Source organism: Amycolatopsis sp. FU40 (assembly GCF_021903635.1).
Lineage (GTDB): Bacteria > Actinomycetota > Actinomycetes > Mycobacteriales > Pseudonocardiaceae > Amycolatopsis > Amycolatopsis dendrobii.
In genome coordinates, this window is the sequence record NZ_CP091381.1 from 6150650 (window position 1) to 6170101 (window position 19452).

The window sequence follows — 19452 nt, forward strand, 5'->3', positions numbered from 1 at the left end:
TCCTTCTCAGTCAAGAACGCAGGCCGAGGCCGCCGTCCGCGGTGATCACCTGGCCGTGGATCCAGCCGGCTTCGGGTGCGCTCAGCAGCGCGACGACATCGGCGACGTCGGCGGGCGTGCTCAGCCGGCCGGCGGGGGTGCGGGCCGCCAGCACCTGCACCATCTCGGGCTGGGTGGTCTCGTCGCCCTTGTCCAGCTTCGCGGTCGTGACGGCGTTGACCGTGATCCCGCGCGGGGCCAGCTCAACCGCCAGGTAGCGCACCAGCGATTCGAGCGCGGCCTTCGCGACGCCGAGCGCGACATAGCGCGGGATGACGCGCTGCGCACCAGAGCTGGAAACGGCGAGCACCCGGCTGCCCGGCTTCAAGTGTTCGAGAAGCGCGGGAACCAAGCGCAGCAACGGATCCAGTGCGGCGGCCACGTCGGTGTGCAGGTCGGCGACCGACGCTCCGGCAGCGGGCATCGGATGCCACGACGCGGCGTTGTGCACCAAGACGTCCAGGCCCCGGCCGGCCGCCGAAACAGCGGCGGCCAGCTGCGCGGCACCGTCCTCAGTGGACGGATCGGCGCGGATCAGGGACGCCGAACCGGGCAGTCCCTCCAGGCTCGCGAGGGCGGCTTTGGCGGCTTCGTCGTCGTGCGCGTAGTCGAGCAGCACGTACGCGCCGCTCTCGCAGAACTTCCGGGCGATGGCCAGCCCCAGCCCCTTGGTGGCGCCGACCACCAGGACGCTGCGGCCGGCCAGGCCGAGATCGCTCACGCCGACGCCTCGGAGACCGTCGAGTACAGGTCCGCCTCGACGTCGACCAGCTCGACGAACTTCTTCACGTGTGCCTGGAACTCGGGGCTGGTCACGACGGCCTTGTGCGCGTTCGCGTCGACCCACTGGCCGATGTTCAGGTACACCTTGGGATCACGCAGCGACCGCACCATCTGGTAGGCGACGAACCCGGGCTGCTCGGCCATGTACTGCGCGTGCTCGGTGAAGACCTTCTCGAACTCTTCCGGCTCGCCCTTGACGGTGAACTTGCTGATGAACGTGACCACGGTATCGGCTCCTAGCAGTGCGGTTCCGGGATTCTGGGCGCCGCGCACGGAGGACAGCGCCTCGCGCAGCTCGCGGCGGACGAGCTTGCCGTTGGGCGAACGCGGGATCGCCCTGGTCAGCTCGACGTGCTCGATGTGCTTGTAGTACGGCTGGGCGGCGTTGATCTCCGCGGCGATCTCGCCCGCACGCGGAACCCATTCGTCGCCCGCCGGGACGATCAGCGCGGCCGCCACCGCGCCGGCGAACTCGTCCGGCTGATCGACCACCGCGCAGTCGGCCACGCCGGGGTGACGCAGCAGCTCGGCCTCGATCTCGGTGGGCGAGATCAGCCAGTTGTCGCGTTTGAAGACGTCCTTGATGCGGTCGGCCAGGAACAGGTACCCGTCCTCGTCCAGGCAGCCGACGTCGCCGGTCGGCAGCCAGCCCTCCGCGCCGATGCCGTCGCCGTCCGGGCGGCCGAGATAGCCGCGCATCACCTGCGGGCCGCGCACCTCGACCTCGCCGCGTTCGCCGACCGGAAGCGGCTCCCGGGTCGACAGATCGACGACGCGCACCTCGGTGTCGCGCACGACCTGGCCGACCGAGCCCGGACGCGGCGCCGCCGGACCGTCGGAGAGGACCAGCGGTGCGGTTTCGGCGAGGCCGTAACCCTGCACGACCGGGATGCCGAACTGCGCGCGGAGGATTTCCGCGTGCACCGGGGACAACGCCGAGCCACCGGACAGGATGACCTCGCAGCCGGGCAGCTTCAGGTCCGCCAGCCGCGGGTCGGTGGCGAGCCGGGCCAGGCGGAACGGCATCGAGTAGTAGTGCGTCACGCCCGCCGCGAGAGCGATCGTGGCCACCGGGTCCGGCGCCAGGCAGAGCACCTGGGTGGCTCCGGCGATCAGCCCGGAGTTCAGGTGCATCGGGTGGTAGCTGGGCAGGTGGTTGAACGTCACCGACGTTCCGGTCACCCCGTGCGCCTCGGCGACCTGCACCGCGTTGACCGCGATGTTGCGGTGGGTGAGCCGCACGCCCTTCGACTGTCCGGTCGTGCCGCTGGTGAAGTGGATGCACGCGACGGCGTCCGGCTCCAGCTCCACCGGCTCGCCGGCCGGGCCCGCCGCCAATGCGGCAACCGAGGCAGCCCGGTCCGGGTTCCCGAAGCACAGCAGGTGTTCCGGCGTCGCGGAGGCCCGAGCGACCGCCGCGGTCATCGAATCGTTCAGCACCGCGGCCGCGGCCGAAGACTCGGTCAGCACCCGGCCGAGGTCGCCTTCCCGCAGCAGCGGGCTCAACGGCAGCACGACGTTTCCGCTGCGCAAAGTGCCGTAGTAGGCGATCGCGAATTCCGGGTGCAGCACCGACGACATCGCGACGACCGAACCAGCCGACCCGATCCGATCCGCCAGCGCCGCAGCGAACCCGGATGCGGCACGGTCGAGTTCGGCGAACGTCAGGACCGCCTCGCCGAGCCGTACCGCGACCTGGTTCGGGCTGTTCTCCGCGAGGATGCGCAACGCGTCCGGCAGCAGCGGTGTGTCGAGCAGCGACGCGACCGGGAGGACACCGTCAGCCATCGGCCCGTTCCTCCGCCCAAGCCTTGGCGAGGTTCAGCGTCGCGGTGCTGTTGGTGCCCAGCGCATTGCGCACGAACGCCTTCGCGTCCTCGACGGTCTTGCCTTCGCCGAGGATCTTCTCCACCGCGTCGCGCTTGATCACCACGGTGTGCTCGGACGTCGCCCGCACCCCGCCGCCCGGCTGCGGCACGATCGTCCACAGTCCGTTGTGGACGGTCAGGAGCGCGGGCAGCACCTGCTGCTTGTACGCGATGGCGTGCTCGTCGTCGAAGCACACGCGCACCGACTTCGTGGTGTGCACGGCGCCGGTCGCGGTCTTGGTGTCCATCTCCATGACCTGCAGACCCGGGGTTTCCTCAGTCAGGTCGAGCCGCTGGACGTGCGGCAGCCGTTCCGGCCACAGGTCCGACCGGTAGAGGAACTCGTAAACCACCGCCGCGTCCCCATTGATGTCGACGCTGTCGGCGAACACCGTGGTGAGTTCTTCGGTCTCGGCGAGGCCTTCCGCGATGCCGCGGAGGTTCTCCAGTTCGTGCTCGCTGTTGCGGTCGACCGCCTTGCTCACCCACTCGACGTTCTCCGGCAGGTCGCGCACCGCGCTGAACGCGTGTTCCAGGACGACGGTGCACGAGTCCGGGCCGCCGGGCTGGATGTTCCACGCCCCGGTCATCGACGCGACCGGATGCTGCGAGACCTCCTGGCGGAAGTCGATGCGCAGGCCGTCCTCGTCGAGGTCCCGGCGCGAGGTCCAGGTCTTGGGCTCGTCGTTCGCGGTGGCCCACAACCGGATGCGCTCGGTGGTGCCGTCGCGTTCGAGCTGGCGCGCGTGAACCGTCGGTCCGAAGTAGACCGGCCAGCGGGTCACGTCGGCCAGCAGCGCGTACACGGCCGAGGCGGGCGCGGCGACGTCGATCTTGTGTTCGGTCTCGTAGATCCGGAGTGGTGCAGCCACGTGCTCGGTCCTCTCAGTAGTTGCCAAGCCCGCCGCAGACGTTGATCGCCTGCCCGGTCATGGACGCCGCGGTGTCGGTGACGAGGTAGCCGACGAGGCCCGCCACCTCCTCCGGAGTGGAGTACCGGCCGAGCGGGATCTTCGCGGTGAACTTCTCCAGCACGGCTTCCTCGGTGGTGTTCCAGGCCGCCGCGTACCGGCCGCGGATCGCCTGCGCCATCGGGGTTTCCACGTAACCGGGGCACACCGCGTTGACCGTCACGCCGGTCTTGCCGAGCTCGAATCCGAGTGCCTTGGTGAAGCCGACGACACCGTGCTTGGACGCCGAGTACGGCGCGCCGAGCACCACGCCCTGTTTGCCCGCGGTGGACGCGATGTTGATGACCCGGCCCTTGTCCTTGGCCAGCATGCCGCCCTTGGTGAGCACCTCGCGGGTCATCAGGAACACGCTGTTGAGGTTCGTGTTGATCACGTCGAACCACAGCTCGTCCGGGATCTCCGCGGTCTGCCCGCCGCCGCTGCGGCCCGCGTTGTTGACCAGGACGTCGATCGGGCCGTACCGGTCGACCGCGGCCGCGACCAGCGCCTGGATGTCGTCCTTCTCCCGGACGTCGCAGGTGCTGCCGTCCACGTCCAAGCCCTCGGCGCGCAGGTCCCGCACCGTGTCGTCGACGGATCCCTGGGTGCGGGCGCAGAAGTACACCTGGTAGCCCTGCTGCGCCAGCGATCGGGTCACCGCGAGCCCGATCCCGCTGGTGCCGCCGGTGACCAGCGCTACGCCCCGGCTCTGTTCGGTCATCGTGTCCCTCCTGGGTTGCTCGGCGCGCGGAACAGGTCCGCGCGCACGTCGCGCGGGCGAGCTCCGAACGCGACGAGATTGAGGATCTTGCGGAAGATCGGGGTGTGCGGCAGCAGCTTCGCGAGCACCGGCCGCACGGCGTCCACGACCCGGCCGGAGGACAGCATTCCCTTGTTCTGCCTCGACTGGAGCGTGAACACGGTGTCCACCGCGGCGCGTCGCTCGGCCTCGAAGCCGGCGAGCGCGGCGGGCCTGTTGTCTTTCGCGGCTACGGCCGCGACCAGCTCGGGGTGCAGCGCGACGGCGTCCGCGATGGCCAGGTTGATGCCCTGCGCGCCGATCGGGCTGTGCGTGTGCGCCGCGTCGCCGATGAGCACGAGCCCCGGCCGGACCCATTCCCGCGCACGGCCGGAAAACACGTCCAGCGGCGACAGTTCGGACAACGCGGTCACTTGCTCGCGAATCAGGTCGGCGTGCTGCGGGACCGCGGCGATCAGCTGTGCCCGGATGTGCTCGATGCCCTTGGCGGCCACCGTTTTGTAGCTGCCCTTCGCCAGCGTCCAGCCGATCTGGACGCGGTCCGGGTAGGAATCGTGCACCAGCACCGGATCGGCGGCGGTGCGGTGGATGCGGACCGCGTTGGTGCGCCGCTCCGGGGCGATCAGCTTGAACCACACGACGTCGTGCTCGAACTTCTCGAACTTGTCGTAGCCGATCCCGGCGAGCGAACGAGTCTTCGAGTACCGGCCGTCCGCGGCGACCACCCAGCGGGCGCGCACCTGCGTCTCGCCGTCGCCGGAACCGCAGCGGATCCCGGTCACCGCGCCGTCCTCCTCCAGCAGCGCCCGGGTCGAGCAGCCGCTGAGCAGCCGGAAGCCCGGTGTCGCTTTGCATTCGTCGAGCAGGCGCTCCAGCAGCAGCCGCTGCGGCAGGCTGAGCAAATGGTCGTACGGCGCGGGAAGCGTCGAGTAGTCGATGTCCAGCAGCGTGCGTTCCCCTTGCACCAGCTGGAAATGCCGCATCGGGTACCCGCCGATGCCGTCGAGCACGCCGAGCTGGTCAAGCGTGCGCAGCGCACCGGGCTGGATGATCTCGCCGCGGTACTCACGGTCCAGTGACGCGCTCCGCTCCGCGACGACGACGTCCACTCCGGACCGGGCGAGCAGCAGCGCCAGCACCAGACCCGCCGGTCCGCCGCCGGACACGCACACGTCCGCTTCGATCTCGCGCACTCGATCCCTCCCGCCGTCGCACCGCCTCGGCACACCCTCCAGCGGACCGGTCCAAAACGGCTCGACGCACAGTCGGCCGTCCCGCGCGAGTGGTCCACGAGGGGACTTTGAGCCGGCCGCGCGACTGTCGGACGACACGCGGCCGACGAGGAGGAAACGGTGGCGACAACCGCGCACCCGCGGGTGGGAATGGAGCTGTACCACCAGGTGCAGGCCTTTTACGCCAAGCAGATGCAGCTGATGGACGACGGCGAAGTGGAACCGTGGGCGGAGACGTTCACCGCGGACGCCACTATCGCGAACAACGCCAACCCGGCGCCGGCTACCGGGCGGGAGCTGATTTTGAAGGTGGCTCGGAAGCTAGCCGCCGACGTTGTTTCGCGAGGGGTTCAGCATCGGCATTGGACTGGGATGCTGGTGGTCACAGAGGACAGTGCGGATCAGGTGCGGACGCAGTTGTACGCGATGGTCGCCGAGATTCCCGCTGGGGGCGAGGCCCGGTTGTGGCGTAGCACGTTTTGCCGGGACACGTTGGTTCGCGGCGACGACGGGTGGCAGGTCGCCCGGCGTGTGGTGACTCATGACGATATTCAGGGTTCTGGAGCGGAGGAGCAAGCGTGACTGTGTCGGGCGAGTTGTATCAGGAGATTCAGCAGTACTACGCGTGGCAGATGCAGTTGCTTGACCAGGCTCGGACTGACGAGTGGGCGGAGACGTTCACTGAGGACGGGGTTTTCGCGGCTAATGCCGCGCCGGCGCCGGTTAAGGGGCGGGCTGCGATTGCGGCGGCTTCGGCGGCTACGCATCGGCAGTTGGCTGAGGTGCATGAGTTGCGGCGGCATTGGTTGGGGATGTTGACTGTTTCCCCTGGGGCTACTGCGGATGAATTGTCTACTCGGTGTTATGCGTTGATTATTGCTACGCGTAAGGGTGGGGAGCCTCGAATTCACTGCAGTACGTTGTGTGAGGATCAGCTGGTGCGGGTTGGCGACACTTGGCAGGTTAAGTATCGGACTGTGTCTCGGGACGATATTCGGTGAGCTGACCGGCCCGCGGCCGAAAAAAGGGAAGAGGGTTGCGTTGGGGCACCCCGAAGCTTGAGTGCGACTACGCGCGGAGAGGCTTGTCGAGGCTGGAAAGATGCCTTTGACAAGCCTCTCCGCGCGTGTTTTTGGCTTCGTATCGGGGTGTGGGCGCCTTAGCTGAATGAGCGCCCGGCGCGGCTGCGCGTACTGGTTGCGGAGCGGGGGCGCACGACCTGAGCAGTGGATGCGCCGGGCTTGCGGTCGCCGGGTTAGCGCCCCAATGTGGCATTGGGTGCATGCGACGCACCGAACGCCACATTGGGTGCGTCTGACGCATCCAATGCCACATTGGGGCGCGCCGGAGGCGGCGAGCAGGGGTGTCGTGAGGGGAACCCTGAGGGAATCAGAGTCCGGGTGGGTTCCACTCACGGACTTCTCGACAGTGGGAGCTAGCGGGTCATGTCTGAGCCGCCGTTGACCGAAACTACCGTGCCTGCGATGTAGCCTGCTTCTTTGCTGGTGAAGAAGGCGACCATCGCGGCTACGTCTTCCGGTTCCGCTGCGCGGCCTGCGGGGATTCGCTTTTCGAAGGCGGAGAACCAGTCCGGTGGGGCCTCGCCCAAGGCGTCGGTGCGGGTCAGGCCTGGGGAGACCACGTTCGCCACGACGCCGTTGGGTGCGCCTTCGCGGGCGGTGAACTTCGCGTAGGAGATCAGGGCCGACTTCGCTGCCGCGTGTGCGACCACGTCTGCGCCCACTGGGCCCTTGCTCGCTTCCGCGGCCAGGTAGACGATGCGGCCGTAGCCCTGGTCCTTCATCAGCTGCCACACCGCGCGGGTGGGGTGGAAGGCAGCCGCCAGCTCGTCGTTCACCTTCGCGGAGAACGTTTCCCAGGGGATTTCCGCGACCGAGCCCTGGGCCAATCCGACGTTCGCGTTGCAGACGAGTGCGTCTACGCGGCCGTATGCCTCGACGGTCGCGGCCACCAGCGCTTGCGCGCCCTCCTCGTTGCGGACGTCCGCTCCTGCTGCGATTGCTTCGCCGCCGGCCGCGGTGATCGCTGCTACCGCCTCTTCCGCGGCCTCTTTGGACGTCAGGTAGTTGATCACCACCCGGTCGCCTCGTGCGGCCAGCCGTTCCGCGATGCCGCGGCCGATTCCGCGTGCCGCACCGGTCACCACCGCGACGCGGCGTACCTGGTCTTCCACCCGCTGCTCCTCGGTTTCGGGCTTCCGGCCTCTCCGGATGCCGTTTCTGCCAATCTATCGGCTGAAACCGTTGCCGCGACACCGCCTTCAGAGATCTTCGAGAACCTTTTGAACGGCGGCGGCGAGCATCGGACGACTACCCGAAACGGCTGAGGAGACAACCCGGATGTCCGACGATCCCGCGCGCGCGAAAACACCGCAGCTCGAGCTGATGAATCTCATCATCGGCGATTGGAAAGCCCGCGCCGTCTACACGGCCGCCGAACTCGGCTGGCCCGACCGGCTGGCCGACGGGCCCCGCACGGCCGCTCAGGTTGCCGCCGAATCAGGCACCGATCCCGTTGCCACCCAACGATTCCTGCGGTACCTCACCGCACTGGGCGTGTTCCGCGAGGAGAACGGCTCGTTCTCCCTCGCCGGACTCGGCGAGCTGCTGCGCAGCGACCGGGAAGACTCCCTGCGGCCGTACACGCTCATCGCGGGCTCCGAATTTCATCGCGCCTGGACTGACATCGCCTCCGCCGTGCGAACCGGACAAAATGCTTTTGAAGGCGCATTTCAGTCTAGCTTCTTCGAGTACCTCTCCGCAAACCCCGAACGCGGAAAACTTTTCGACCGCGCGATGGCGGGCAACACGGCGTTGTTCGACGCGCTGCCCGGCGCCTACGACTTCGGTGCGCACGAGCGATTTGTCGACGTCGGCGGCGGCAGCGGCGAACTGGCGGTCCGGCTGCTCGCCGCGCACGAACAACTCCACGGCACGGTCTACGACGCCGAACAGTCCGCTGAGGCCGCGAAAAAGGCCATCGCGGACGCTGGCCTCACCGAACGCTGCGCGGTGGCGTCCGGGGACTTCCTGGAGTCCGTTCCCGAGGGCGGCGACATCTACCTGCTCGCTCGAGTGCTGGTGAACTGGCCGGACGAGGACTGTGCGCGGATCCTGGCGAACTGCGCGGCGGCGGCCGCTCCGGGGGCGCGGTTGTTGCTGGTGGAGCGAGTGTCCGGGCCGGGGGTCGACAACGCGCTGCTGCTGTCCCACGACACCCTGATGTACGTGCTCTTCGGCGGGGGCGGGATCCGTTCCAGCGCGGAAGTGACCCGGCTGCTCGAGGAAGCCGGGTTCGCGCTGGACGCGATCACTCCGCTGCCGCAGGAGTTCTCGCTGATCTCCGCCACCCGCCGAAGCTAAGCGCTCCAGGCCCGGGAACGCGTCAGGACACCTCAGCCGCCCGCCGTTCCCGGGCCGGCACCACCACGAGAACCACGATCGCCGCCAGCACCGCGGCACCGGCAGCAGCGAGAGCCGTCGCGCGCATCGCGACCGAGAACGCGTCCGCGCCCGCGGCGAACAGGTCAGCACCCTGGGTGCCGCCCAGACCCGCCGCGGCGGCCTTCGTCGCTTCGATCGAATCTCCCGCCGCGGCGCGCGATTGAGACGGCAGCACCGACAGCGCGGGCTCGACCCCGTTGCGGTACACGACAGTCAGCAGCGAACCCAGCACCGCGATGCCGATCGCGCCGCCGATGCTGCGGCCCATGTTCGTCAGCGCCGACCCGACGCCCGCGCGCTCACGCGGCACCGCGGACATGATCGTGGTGGTCGCGGGCGGCATCACGTTGGCCATCGCCAAACCGACCAGGAAGTCGGCGACGAACACCGGCCACAACGGACTGTTCTGGTCCAGCAGCGCGAAAATCGCCACGCCCACGGCCAGCAGCGACAAGCCGCCGACGAGCACGTTCTTGGGCCCGAACTTCGCCGACAGCGCCGCCGAGCGCGGCGAGAACACTGCCAGGGCCAGCGCCAGCGGGAGAATCGCCAACCCGGTCATCAGCGGGCTCACGCCGAGCACGCTCTGCAGGTAGAAGATCAGGAAGAACGGCACGCCGAAGTTCACGAAGAACGCGAGCGTCACCGCACTGGTCGCGCCGGCGACCCGGCGGTCCGACACCAGCCGCAGATCCAGCGCGGGCGCCGCGGACCGCAGTTCCACCAGGATGAACACGACCAGCAGCACTACGCCGAGCACCAGCGGGACATACACCCGCGGATCGGCGATCGTGGCCAGGTTGCCCGCCTGGATGATGCCGTAGACGAGCGCGGTGCTCCACGCGACCGACAGCACCACGCCGGGCACGTCGAGCTTGCGCGCGGTCGAAGTGGACTCCGGGACCATCAGCACGGTCAGCACGATCGCGGCGAGCACGATCGGGCCGTTCACCAGGAAAATCGAGCCCCACCAAGCGAACTGGATGAGGAAGCCGCCGAGCACCGGGGCCACCACGGCCGCGATGCCGGCGGCGGACACCCAATACCCGATGGCGCGCGGGCGTTCCTTGTCGCCGAACACGTGCGAGATGGTCGCGAGCGTGGTCGGCGGGATCGCCGCGCCGCCCGCGCCCATCACGACGCGCCACAGCACCAGTTCGCCGGGCGAGTGCGCGAACGCCGCCAGCACGCTGGAAACGCCGAACACCACGAGCCCGATCAGGAGCACCTTCCGGTGCCCGAGCCGGTCCCCCAGCACGCCCCACGCCAGCAGCAAACCGGCGTACACGAGCGTGAACCCGTTGACCACCCACTGCAGCTGGTCCGCGGACGCGCCGAGCCCGTCGACCGGATCGGCGAGCGCGCGGAAGGCGATCGTCACGATCGTCGCGTCCAGCACGGTGAGCAAAAAGGACGTCAGCAGCACCGCGAGGATCGCCCAGCGGCGCGGGTTCAGGGCAGGCTCGGACACCTGTCCTCCTTCGGAAGGCTTGGCGGAATTCCCCTTAGCTGTCGGCGAACTTGCCGTTGGACGATGTCGCGCGGGCAGACGATCGCGAGCCGCTGTGCCGGTTCTGGCCGGCACAGCCACTCACGACACCTGACCAGGCGCGATACCGAACAACAGACCCCCTCGCCAACAGGCACTTACACCGCGGAACCGAGCCTGCTGTTCACCAGTTCGACCAGAGCGCGCGGCGTGTCGATGTCGACCACCGTTTCGTCCGGCAGCTCGACTCCGTAGTCGCGCTGGAGCATACTCGCGGTCTCCATTAGCGCGAGCGAGTCATAGCCCAATTCGGCGAACGGAATGTCGCGCGCGTCGGTGGTTTGTGCCATTTCGTCGCTCTCTCCGGCGCAGCGGCGGATGATCTCCATCAGATCTTCGTAGGTCAGCTCGCGCATGATCGCTCCTCCTGCCGCGCGAAAGCGGCTGTCAGTGGGTTCTTCTTGCTGGACAAGGCTTTGCGGTTCGGCCGTTCGGGTGATCTTGAAAACTCTTTCCTCACGCTCCGCGCAACACCAGCGCGGCATTGTGCCCGCCGATGCCGCGGGCGAGGACGACCGCGGCGCGCACCGGCGTTTCCCGCGCGGCACCGGTGACCAGGTCGATCCCGTGCTCCGGCACCGGATCCGAGACGTTCGGCGTCGGCGGCAGCACGCCGTGCCGGATCGCCAGCGCCGCACACGCGACGTCCAGCGCGGCCCCGCCCGCGGCCAATCGGCCCACTCCGGACTTGGGCGCGGTGACCGGGACACCGCGTTCGCCGAACACCGCGCTGATCGCTTCGGCTTCTTCGCGGTCGAGCTTCGGATCCCCGGCCGCGTCGGCGAAAACGACGTCGACCTCGGCGGCGGAAATACCCGCGTCCGTCAGGGCGAGTTCGATCGCGCGCCGCAGTCCCGGCGGACGGCCGCTGCCCGGTTTCGGGTCGAAAGTGGACGCGTACCCGGCGATCTCGGCGTACGGCGGCTGCCGGTCCCGCGACGAGTCCGCCGGTTCCAGCACGAGCACCGCACCGCCCTCGCCGGGAACGTACCCGGCGGCGGACTGGTCGAACGGCAGATAGGCCGACGCCGGTTCGCTGCTCCTGCTGAGCCGTCCGGACGTGAGCATCGCCGCCCAGCCCCACGGGCACAGCGCGCTGTCGATGCCGCCGGTCAACGCGACCGCGGTCCCGGAACGCACCGCGCGCCGGGCCTTTCCGATCGCGTCCAGCCCGCCTGCTTGTTCGGACACCACCACCGCGCCCGGACCGCGCATGCCGTGCCGGATGGAGATCTGCCCGGTGTTGACCGCGTAGAACCACGCGAACGACTGGTACGCGCTGACGTACTTGCCGCCCTTGCTCCACATGTTCTGCAGTTCGCGCTGCCCGAACTCGTAGCCGCCCGCCGAACTGGCGGTGATCACCGCGAGATCGAATCCGTCGTGCGCCTCCGGGTCGACCCCGGCGTCGGCCAGCGCCCATTCCGCGCCCACGAGCGACATTCGGGTGGAATGGTCGGTCTGCGGCAGCAACCGGCTGGGCAGGATGCCCTTCGCGCTGAACCCGGCTACCTCGCCGGCGAGCGTGCTGGGATAGCCCGAAGCGTCGAACCGGGTCACCGGGCCGATCCCGCTGGCCCCTTCGAGGGTGGCTTCCCAGAACTGCTTGACCCCGCTTCCGGTCGGCGCGAGCACGCCGAGGCCGGTGATCACCGCGTTCATGCCGGACCGCCGACGTTGCTCGTGAGCACCATGGCGCTCTGGAAACCGCCGAACCCGCTGCCGACCGTCAGCACCGTGTCCACCGCGGCTTCTCGTGCCACCAAAGGAATGTAGTCCAAGTCGAGCTCCGGGTCGGGTTCGTTGAGGTTGGCCGTCGGCGGCAGCAGCCCGTCGCGCATCGCGAGCAGGCTGGCGGCGATCTCGATCGAGCCGATCGCGCCGAGCGAATGCCCGACCATCGACTTGATCGAGCTCACCGGGACGCGATAAGCGTGTTCTCCCAGCGAATTCTTGAACGCCTGCGTCTCGTGCCGGTCGTTCTGCTTCGTGCCCGAGCCGTGCGCGTTGACGTAGCCGATCGCTTCCGGCGTCACCCGCGCCTGGCCCATCGCCTGCCGGATCGCCTCGGTCATTTCCACGCCGTCCGCGCGCAGGCCGGTCATGTGGTAGGCGTTGCACCGCGTGGCGAATCCGGCGATCTCGCCGTAGATCCGGGCCCCTCGGGCGAGCGCCCGGCCCAGTTCCTCCACCACGAACACCGCCGCGCCCTCGCCGAGCACGAACCCGTTGCGGGTGTTGTCGAACGGGCGCGACGCCGTCGCCGCTTCGTCGTTGCGCGGCGAGGTCGCCTTGATCGCGTCGAAGCACGCCACGGTGATCGGCGAGATCGGCGCGTCCGAACCGCCCGCGAGGACGACGTCCGCGCTGCCCTCGGCGATCAGGTCCCGCGCGTGGCCCACCGAGTCCAATCCGGACGTGCACCCGGTGGAGATGACCTGCACCGACCCTTCCGCGCCCGCTTCCCAGGCCACTTCCTTGGCCATCGAACTCGGCACGAACTGGTCGAACAGATGCGGCACCGCGTAGTCCGCGTCGACCTCCCACTTCTTGCCGCCGTCGCTCACCACGACGTACTCGCGTTCGAGGCTCATCGTGGCCCCGACCGCGCTGCCGATCGAAACCCCGGTCCGGTACGGGTCCACATCGGACGGTGCGAGCCCCGCGTCGGCCAGCGCCTCCCGCGTGCACACCACCGCGAACTGGGCCACCCGGTCCATCCGCCGCACCTGCTGCGGACCGAGTCCGGCCGCCTCCGGATCGAAATCGCATTCGGCTGCTATTCGCGAGCGGAACTGGGAGGCGTCGAAAAAGGACACCGGCCGGGTCGCGGTCCGTCCGCCCGACACCATGTCCCAGAACGGTTCGCGCCCCGGTTTCCCCGGCGCGACAACACCTATCCCGGTGATGACCGCTCGCCGCGGACCTCCGCTGCCGTGCCGCGCCGGCACTCCCGCTGCCCCGGGGTGCCCCGCACTCGTACTCACTCCGTCTGCACCTGCCCTTCGCGCTCCGAGCGCCCGACGTCGCTGATGTCGAGTCTGGGCCCGGGGTGTCCAAGACGGATCGAAGCGGGGTCGAACGCGCTCCAGCCGGATTCGACCCCGCCTCGTTCTCAGCCGGTGGCGACCGCGGCTTCGCGCGCCGCGGGCTCGGCTTCCCTTGCCAGCAGGCGGCCCGCGAAAGACGGAAGCCGGGGAACGCAGTAGACCGCGTCCGAGGTCGCCGGGCGCAGAACGTCTACATTGGACTCCGCGTCGCGGTACCGGTGCGGCCCCGAACCGCCGCGTTCGCCGATTTCCTCGGCCAGCCCGGCGGATTCGAGGTCCTCGAGCACTTCGCGCACCAGTTCTCCAGGGCTGCCAAGGAGCTTGACCGCATCCGGCACGGTGAACTCGTCGACACTCGCCAATCGCCGGAACGCCTCCTGCGCCGGTCCGCACAGCGTCCGGTAGCTCGCCCGGACACTCGCGTCGACCGTGCCTTCCCCGCACGGCAACCGAAGCACCGCACCGGGATCGCGGGACAACCGGTCGTGCATCCGGCGCAGCGACCAGGTCGGCCGGTAAGCCAGATACCCGCCGACCGCGGCGACGGCCAGCGGCAACCGGCCGCACATCCGCACCAGTGCGCTGGCGCAGTCGAGGTCCTCCAGCATCCGCCGCCGCCCGATGAACTGGCCGAGCAGCTCCAGCGATTCGTTGACCGTCAGCGGCGGCAGGTTCACCGGCGCGACCACGCCGCGCAGGTACAGCCGCCGCCTGCTCGCGACCAGCAGCAGACTGCCAGAACCGCTGGGGCGCAACAGATCCACCTCAGCGGAGCGGGACGCGTCGTCCACGACGACCAGCAGCCGCCGGGTGGCGGTGTAGTCGCGGTAGACGTTCACCAGTTCGGACATCGACGGCGCGGGCGACAGCGGAACCCCGCACGCGCGCAGGCAGCCGGCGAGCACGTCGGCCATCGTCTCCTCGCCGCGGTGCACCGGCGTCAGCGACGCGAAGATCTGCCCGTCCGGGAACGTCGCGCGGACCCGGTGCGCGACGTGTACGAGCAGCGAGGTCTTGCCCGCGCCCGGCCCGCCGGTGATCTCCACGACGGCGCTGCCGCCGGTGAGCTTGGTGCGCGCCGCCGAACACCGCCGCACCAGTTCGCGGATCTCCTCGTCCCGGCCGACGAAGTCGGTCACGTCGGAGGGGAGGTGATTCGGCCCCAGCGCCTCCGGTGCCGCGGGCCGCAGCGGGACCAGATCACCCTCCGCATCCGCACGCACGACGGAAACCACCTCGACGACACTGCTCTCAGTCACGGTGTCGTTGTCGTCGATACTCCGGACGACTACTTCCGCAGAGCGCTCATTTTGCGTCGTCTGCCCGGTTTGCCCGTTGTCTAGACCAGTTGTGGCTTCACTCACACCGGTCCCGCGCGGGGCCGGAAGGGTGAGCGCGGGATCGTCCACCAGGATCTGCTGGTGCACCGAACGCAGCGTCGCCGACGGCTCGATGCCCAGCTGTGCGATGAAATCGCTGCGCACCCGGTGGTAGACGTCGAGCGCCTCGACCCGGCGGCCGCACCGGTAGAGCGCGACCATCAGCTTCGCCGAGTACGCCTCGTGCGTCGGATTCGCCTTGACCACTCCGGCCAGTTCGTCCACGACGCGACGGTGCCTGCCCAGCGCAAGCTCGGCCTCGAACCGCAGGTCAAGCGCCGCCTTGCGGCTTTCCTCCAGCTGAGTCGCCCGCGCGGCGAGGGTCGGGCCGAGCGGAAGATCGGAAAGCGCGGCCCCGCGCCACAGTGCGAGCGCCTGTCTCGCCAGTTCGGCGCACGCTTCGAGATCGCCCGCGTCGTGCCGGTCGCGGGCTTGGTCGAGCAGCGCCGAATAGCGCACCGCGTCCACCACGTCCGCCCGCGGCACCTGCAGTTCGTAGCCGTGCGGGCGGGTCAGCAGAACTGTCGCGCCCTCCTCGGCCGAACCGGCCAGCCGCAGCGATTTGCGCAGCTGGTAGACGTAGGTCTGCAACGTCGTGGCCGCGCTCGCCGGAGGGTTGTTCTCCCACAGCTCCTCGACGAACTGCTCGAAGTGCACTGCCCGGTTGGCGTTCAGCGCGAGCATGGCCAGCACGGTGCGGAGCTTCGGCGCGGACGGCGTCTTGCCCACTCCGTCCGCGCGTACGGCCAGCGGTCCCAATATTGCGATCTGCATCCGACCCCCAGATACCTGCCGAAAGAGCACGCCAGGCAGCGGCCTCGCGTGCTTCGCTTTCCCCCAGTGAGACGCCAGCGACGCTAGCAGAGAAACGGCTTCCTGATCCCGGGCGGGAAAAACTTAACGTCCGCCTGATACTTCTGCGAACTGCCCGTTCGTATTGCCGTTGGCGGCCGAACACAGGAACACTGCCAGTTGCGCGACATCACCCGGACAGCTCAATCGGCCACTGGGCGTGATGGCTCGCTCGCGCTCCAGAATGTCGGCCGGAACCTGTTCCGCAACACGGGGAGTGACGGTCAGGCCAGGAAGAATGGTGTTGACCAGCACTCCGTCGCGGCCGACGTCCCAGGCGAGGCTCGTGGCGAAACCGTGCAATGCGGACTTCACCGCACCGTAAGCCTCGCGACCCGGCTTGCCCGCGGTCGCCGCGCGCGAGGAAATAAATGCGATCCGTCCCCATTTCTTCTCGCGCATACCGGGCAGCACCTTCGCCACCGTGTGGAACACCGGCGCGATATTCACATTGATGAACGAAGCGCAATCCTCCGTAGGTAGTTCTTCGAACAATGTGCCCGGCTTGCGCAGTGCGCCGGGGCTGATCGCATTCGCGACCAGCACGTCTACCGGACCCCAGTGCCGCTCCACGTGTTCAACCGCGGAGTCCACACTGGCCAGTTCGGTCAGGTCGTAGCGCACGGCGAGACCGCGGTCCGGACCGCAGGCGCGCGCGACCTCTTCGGCTGCTTCGCGGTTGGCCCGGTAGGTCACCGCGACCTTGGCCCCCTCCGCGGCGAACGTTCGCGCGAGTTCGGCCCCGATCCCGCCACTGCCGCCGGTCACCAGCACGACCTTGCCGGTCAGCCCCAGATCCACCTTCGCTCCTCAGTGCTCTCTCAGTAGTAAGTGCAGTGCCCGACAGACGCGGCGAAAGTCCGTGAGGGGAACCCTCACGGACTTCCGCGGGGGGCGTCAGACAGAGATGTGCGCGTGCCGCAGGACCGCGCGGACAGCGGCAGCGGACATCCGGTCGCCGCGGTCGGCCACGTAGCCGTCCGGGCGCGTGAGGATCCAGCCCGTCGCCGAAAGGCCGAGCGCCCGCCGCAACGCGCCGTCGGCGTCCGGCAGGTCCCCGACAGGACCCGCCGTCTGCGGCACCAGCCAACCGCCCACGGACGGCAACTCGGCTCGATCCGCTTCCGGGCCGAGCACCAGCGTCCAGCCCGGTTCGCGCAACTGCGCCAGCAACGCTTGCCACGCCGGGGTTTCCGCGTCCGCACCGGCGACGACCGACAGCCGCTCGCCCGGTCGTGGTCCAGGTCCGGCCGGCGCGGGACCGTCGCCGTAGGACAGGCCCAGCGCGGACATTCCGCCCATGATCTTGCGTTCCAGCTTGCCGCGCAGCGCCGAAACGTTGCGCATCACGCCGAACGCCACCGGCAGGATCGCGGCGACGTACGGATTTTTCAGCTGTACCAGGAAAGTCGCCTTCTTCGTGGTGCGCAGCAGCTCCGCGCCCACCGGTACGCGCTCGCGCGAGTAGCTGTCGAGCAGCTGCTCGTCGGCGCGTCCGTCGATGACCATCGCCAGCTTCCACGCGAGGTTGTACGCGTCCTGGACGCCGGTGTTCATGCCTTGCCCGGACGCCGGGCTGTGCACGTGTGCGGCGTCGCCGGCGACCAGACAGCGACCGGACCGCATGGCAGGCACCATCCGCTGCTGGATGGAGAACACCGAAACCCACGTCGGCGGGGACACCACAGTCGGCACACCGGTCGCCGCGGACACTTTCTCCGAGAACCGCCGCGCCACCGCCGCGTCGTCGCCGGAGCCGGAGTACTCGACGTCTCGGGTATCGAGCAGCCGCCATTTGCCCTCGTCCGGGAACGGCACCAGCATCACCGAACCGCCCGGGGTCCGGATCAGGTGAATACTGTCGCGCGGCAACGCCGTGTCCGCCTGCGCGTCGGCGATCAGCCAGGTCTCCGACGAGTCGCCTTCGAGCTTCAGCCCCAGCTTCTTGCGCACCGCGCTGTGCCCGCCGTCGCAGCCGACCAGCCAGTCCGCCGAGGTCTCCTCGACCTGTCCGTCGCGTTCGAGCCGCACCTGCACGCCGTCTCCGGTGTCGGTGAAGTCGGCCAGCGCGACGCCCCATTCGACCTCGACGCCCTGCTTGGCCAACGCGGTCCGCAGCACCTCCTCGGTGATGACCTGGTCGACCATCAACGTGAACGGCAGCCGCGTCGGCAGCCGCGAGTAGTCCGCCCGGAGGCCGACCATTCGCTTGCCGCGCATGTGAATCGTGAACGCGCGCACCTGCTGCCCGCGCGGCAGCAAGTCGTCGAGCACACCCATCTGATCGTAGATCTCCAGCGAACGCGGATGCGTCGCCAGCGCCCGGCTGGTCACCGCCGGACCCGCTGCCCGGTCCACGATCCGCACCCGCACGCCGCGCCGGGCCAGTTCGTGCGCCGCGGTCAGCCCGACCGGGCCGGCGCCGACCACCAGGGCTTGCGCACTCACGGTTTCACCGCGACCACAACGGTGTCGTTGCCCTTCGGCAGAGTGGTGGCGGCCCGGAACTCCAATCCGGCTTCGTCCAGCCATTCGCGCAGCTGCGGCACGGTGTACTCGGAACCGCCGTCGGTGATCAGGCCGACGTTGATGCTGCCGACCAGGCTGCGCAGATCCGGGTTCTCGGCGTCGAGGATCTGGTCGTACACCACGACCGCACCGCCGCTCGGAACCGCGTTTTTGGCCCGTGCCAACAGTTCCACGCGACGCTGCGGATCCCAGTCGTGCAGCACGTGGCCGAACACGACGACGTCGGTCTCCGGCAGCGGCGTCTCGAAGAAGTCGCCGGCGTGGAACGTGACCCGGTCCGCGACGCCCAGTTCCGCCATCAGTTCGTCGAAGTGCGGTTCGATCGGCGGCAGCTCGAACACGCCGCCGTGCAGATGCGGGTGCGCGAGGCACAACTGCGCCGCGACATTGCCTCGAGCGCCGCCGACGTCGACGAAGGTCTTGTACGAAGACCAGTCCACGTGCTCGGCCAGCTGCGGCGCGACCAACGCGTTGTTCGCGTCCATGTGCACCAGGAAAGCCTTGGCGCGCACCGGATCCTCGTACAGCTTCGCGAACGCACCGTGTCCGCCGATGTCCGCCTTCGGCTCGCCGTCGCGCAGCGCCTCGGACAACTTGCCCCACATCGCATAGTGCCGCTGCGACGTCGTGCGCACCCGCGCGCCGAGGTAGCCGCCGCCGGGCGCGCCCGGCACCAGCACCGCCGCGGCCGCCGGCGCGTTGCTGAACTTCTCGCCGTCCCGTTCCAGCAGCCCGAGCGCGGCGAGCGCCTGGACGAAGTCGCCGGTGAATCGTTGGTGCAGCCCGAGTTCCCGGCGGATCTCGTCGATCGTCCGCGGCGCCGACGCCAGCAGTTCGAACACTCCCAGCTCGACCGCGCTGTGCAGGATCTTCGACTGGGTGAACAGCATGTTGAGGCGGGCGATCGCCTGTGCGTCCACGGTGGTGTGGGCAGTCATCCCGGGTCGTACCTGCCTTCCGTTTCGGTGGTCCGCGCGCACGGCAGCCGCGGAAACCT

At 69.1% G+C, this 19452-nt stretch carries 17 protein-coding genes; 3 read left to right on the plus strand and 14 right to left on the minus strand.

Annotation, left to right across the window (positions count from 1 at the left end; genetic code table 11):
* Positions 1–10: 10 nt before the first annotated feature.
* From L3Q65_RS28790 to L3Q65_RS28810, 5 genes are read right to left on the minus strand one after another with little or no spacing between them, the layout of a single operon-like run.
* Complete coding sequence (locus tag L3Q65_RS28790) at positions 11–760, minus strand: SDR family oxidoreductase (RefSeq protein ID WP_182890047.1); 750 nt, start codon at positions 758–760, stop codon at positions 11–13.
* Entirely contained in the window at positions 757–2610 is a 1854-nt protein-coding gene (locus L3Q65_RS28795; protein ID WP_182890046.1) for an AMP-binding protein, read from the minus strand. The genes L3Q65_RS28790 and L3Q65_RS28795 overlap by 4 nt, the downstream gene beginning before the upstream one ends.
* Positions 2603–3562, minus strand: coding sequence for an aromatase/cyclase (locus L3Q65_RS28800; RefSeq protein ID WP_237597164.1), 960 nt, complete (start codon positions 3560–3562; stop codon positions 2603–2605). The genes L3Q65_RS28795 and L3Q65_RS28800 overlap by 8 nt, the downstream gene beginning before the upstream one ends.
* Positions 3563–3575: 13 nt before the next feature.
* Positions 3576–4361: a 3-oxoacyl-ACP reductase FabG gene (gene fabG, locus L3Q65_RS28805; RefSeq protein WP_043832838.1), complete on the minus strand. Its 786-nt coding sequence runs from the start codon at positions 4359–4361 to the stop codon at positions 3576–3578.
* Positions 4358–5593, minus strand: coding sequence for an FAD-dependent monooxygenase (locus L3Q65_RS28810; protein ID WP_237597165.1), 1236 nt, complete (start codon positions 5591–5593; stop codon positions 4358–4360). Before L3Q65_RS28810 ends, fabG begins: the two co-directional genes overlap by 4 nt.
* A 159-nt stretch (positions 5594–5752) precedes the next feature.
* Between L3Q65_RS28810 and L3Q65_RS28815 the strand changes: the two genes are divergently transcribed.
* Positions 5753–6214 (plus strand): nuclear transport factor 2 family protein, encoded by a 462-nt coding sequence (locus L3Q65_RS28815; protein ID WP_220506779.1) that lies wholly within the window; start codon positions 5753–5755, stop codon positions 6212–6214.
* Positions 6215–6264: 50 nt separating this feature from the next.
* Positions 6265–6633: a nuclear transport factor 2 family protein gene (locus L3Q65_RS47690; protein ID WP_370648228.1), complete on the plus strand. Its 369-nt coding sequence runs from the start codon at positions 6265–6267 to the stop codon at positions 6631–6633.
* A 434-nt stretch (positions 6634–7067) separates the two neighbouring features.
* Here L3Q65_RS47690 and L3Q65_RS28820 read toward each other — a convergent pair whose 3' ends face one another.
* Positions 7068–7826, minus strand: a complete 759-nt coding sequence (locus tag L3Q65_RS28820) for an SDR family NAD(P)-dependent oxidoreductase (protein ID WP_182890044.1) — start codon at positions 7824–7826, stop codon at positions 7068–7070.
* A gap of 166 nt (positions 7827–7992) precedes the next feature.
* Here L3Q65_RS28820 and L3Q65_RS28825 point away from each other — a divergent pair, with 166 nt between their 5' ends.
* Entirely contained in the window at positions 7993–9015 is a 1023-nt protein-coding gene (locus L3Q65_RS28825) for an acetylserotonin O-methyltransferase (protein WP_237597166.1), read from the plus strand.
* Positions 9016–9037: 22 nt separating this feature from the next.
* On the opposite strand, the gene L3Q65_RS28830 is transcribed toward L3Q65_RS28825, so the two are convergent.
* From L3Q65_RS28830 to L3Q65_RS28865, 8 genes are all read right to left on the minus strand, one after another.
* The gene (locus L3Q65_RS28830; protein WP_237597167.1) at positions 9038–10567 is read right to left on the minus strand and encodes an MFS transporter; all 1530 of its coding nucleotides are present in this window, start codon (positions 10565–10567) and stop codon (positions 9038–9040) included.
* 176 nt (positions 10568–10743) lie between these two features.
* A complete protein-coding gene (locus L3Q65_RS28835) occupies positions 10744–11001 on the minus strand; it encodes an acyl carrier protein (protein ID WP_037817205.1) in 258 nt (85 codons plus the stop codon).
* Between the two features lie 100 nt (positions 11002–11101).
* Positions 11102–12307, minus strand: coding sequence for a ketosynthase chain-length factor (locus tag L3Q65_RS28840; protein WP_182890041.1), 1206 nt, complete (start codon positions 12305–12307; stop codon positions 11102–11104).
* Positions 12304–13596 (minus strand): beta-ketoacyl synthase, encoded by a 1293-nt coding sequence (locus L3Q65_RS28845; protein WP_182890265.1) that lies wholly within the window; start codon positions 13594–13596, stop codon positions 12304–12306. Before L3Q65_RS28845 ends, L3Q65_RS28840 begins: the two co-directional genes overlap by 4 nt.
* A gap of 164 nt (positions 13597–13760) precedes the next feature.
* The gene (locus tag L3Q65_RS28850) at positions 13761–15848 is read right to left on the minus strand and encodes an AfsR/SARP family transcriptional regulator (protein WP_182890040.1); all 2088 of its coding nucleotides are present in this window, start codon (positions 15846–15848) and stop codon (positions 13761–13763) included.
* Between the two features lie 123 nt (positions 15849–15971).
* Positions 15972–16727 carry an SDR family NAD(P)-dependent oxidoreductase gene (locus L3Q65_RS28855; RefSeq protein WP_182890039.1) on the minus strand — a complete coding sequence of 252 codons (756 nt, stop codon included), beginning with the start codon at positions 16725–16727 and terminating at the stop codon, positions 15972–15974.
* 96 nt (positions 16728–16823) lie between these two features.
* Positions 16824–18374, minus strand: a complete 1551-nt coding sequence (locus L3Q65_RS28860; RefSeq protein WP_220506777.1) for an FAD-dependent oxidoreductase — start codon at positions 18372–18374, stop codon at positions 16824–16826.
* On the minus strand, positions 18371–19393 hold the full coding sequence (locus tag L3Q65_RS28865; RefSeq protein ID WP_237597168.1) for an acetylserotonin O-methyltransferase: 1023 nt from the start codon (positions 19391–19393) through the stop codon (positions 18371–18373). The genes L3Q65_RS28860 and L3Q65_RS28865 overlap by 4 nt, the downstream gene beginning before the upstream one ends.
* Positions 19394–19452: the final 59 nt, after the last annotated feature.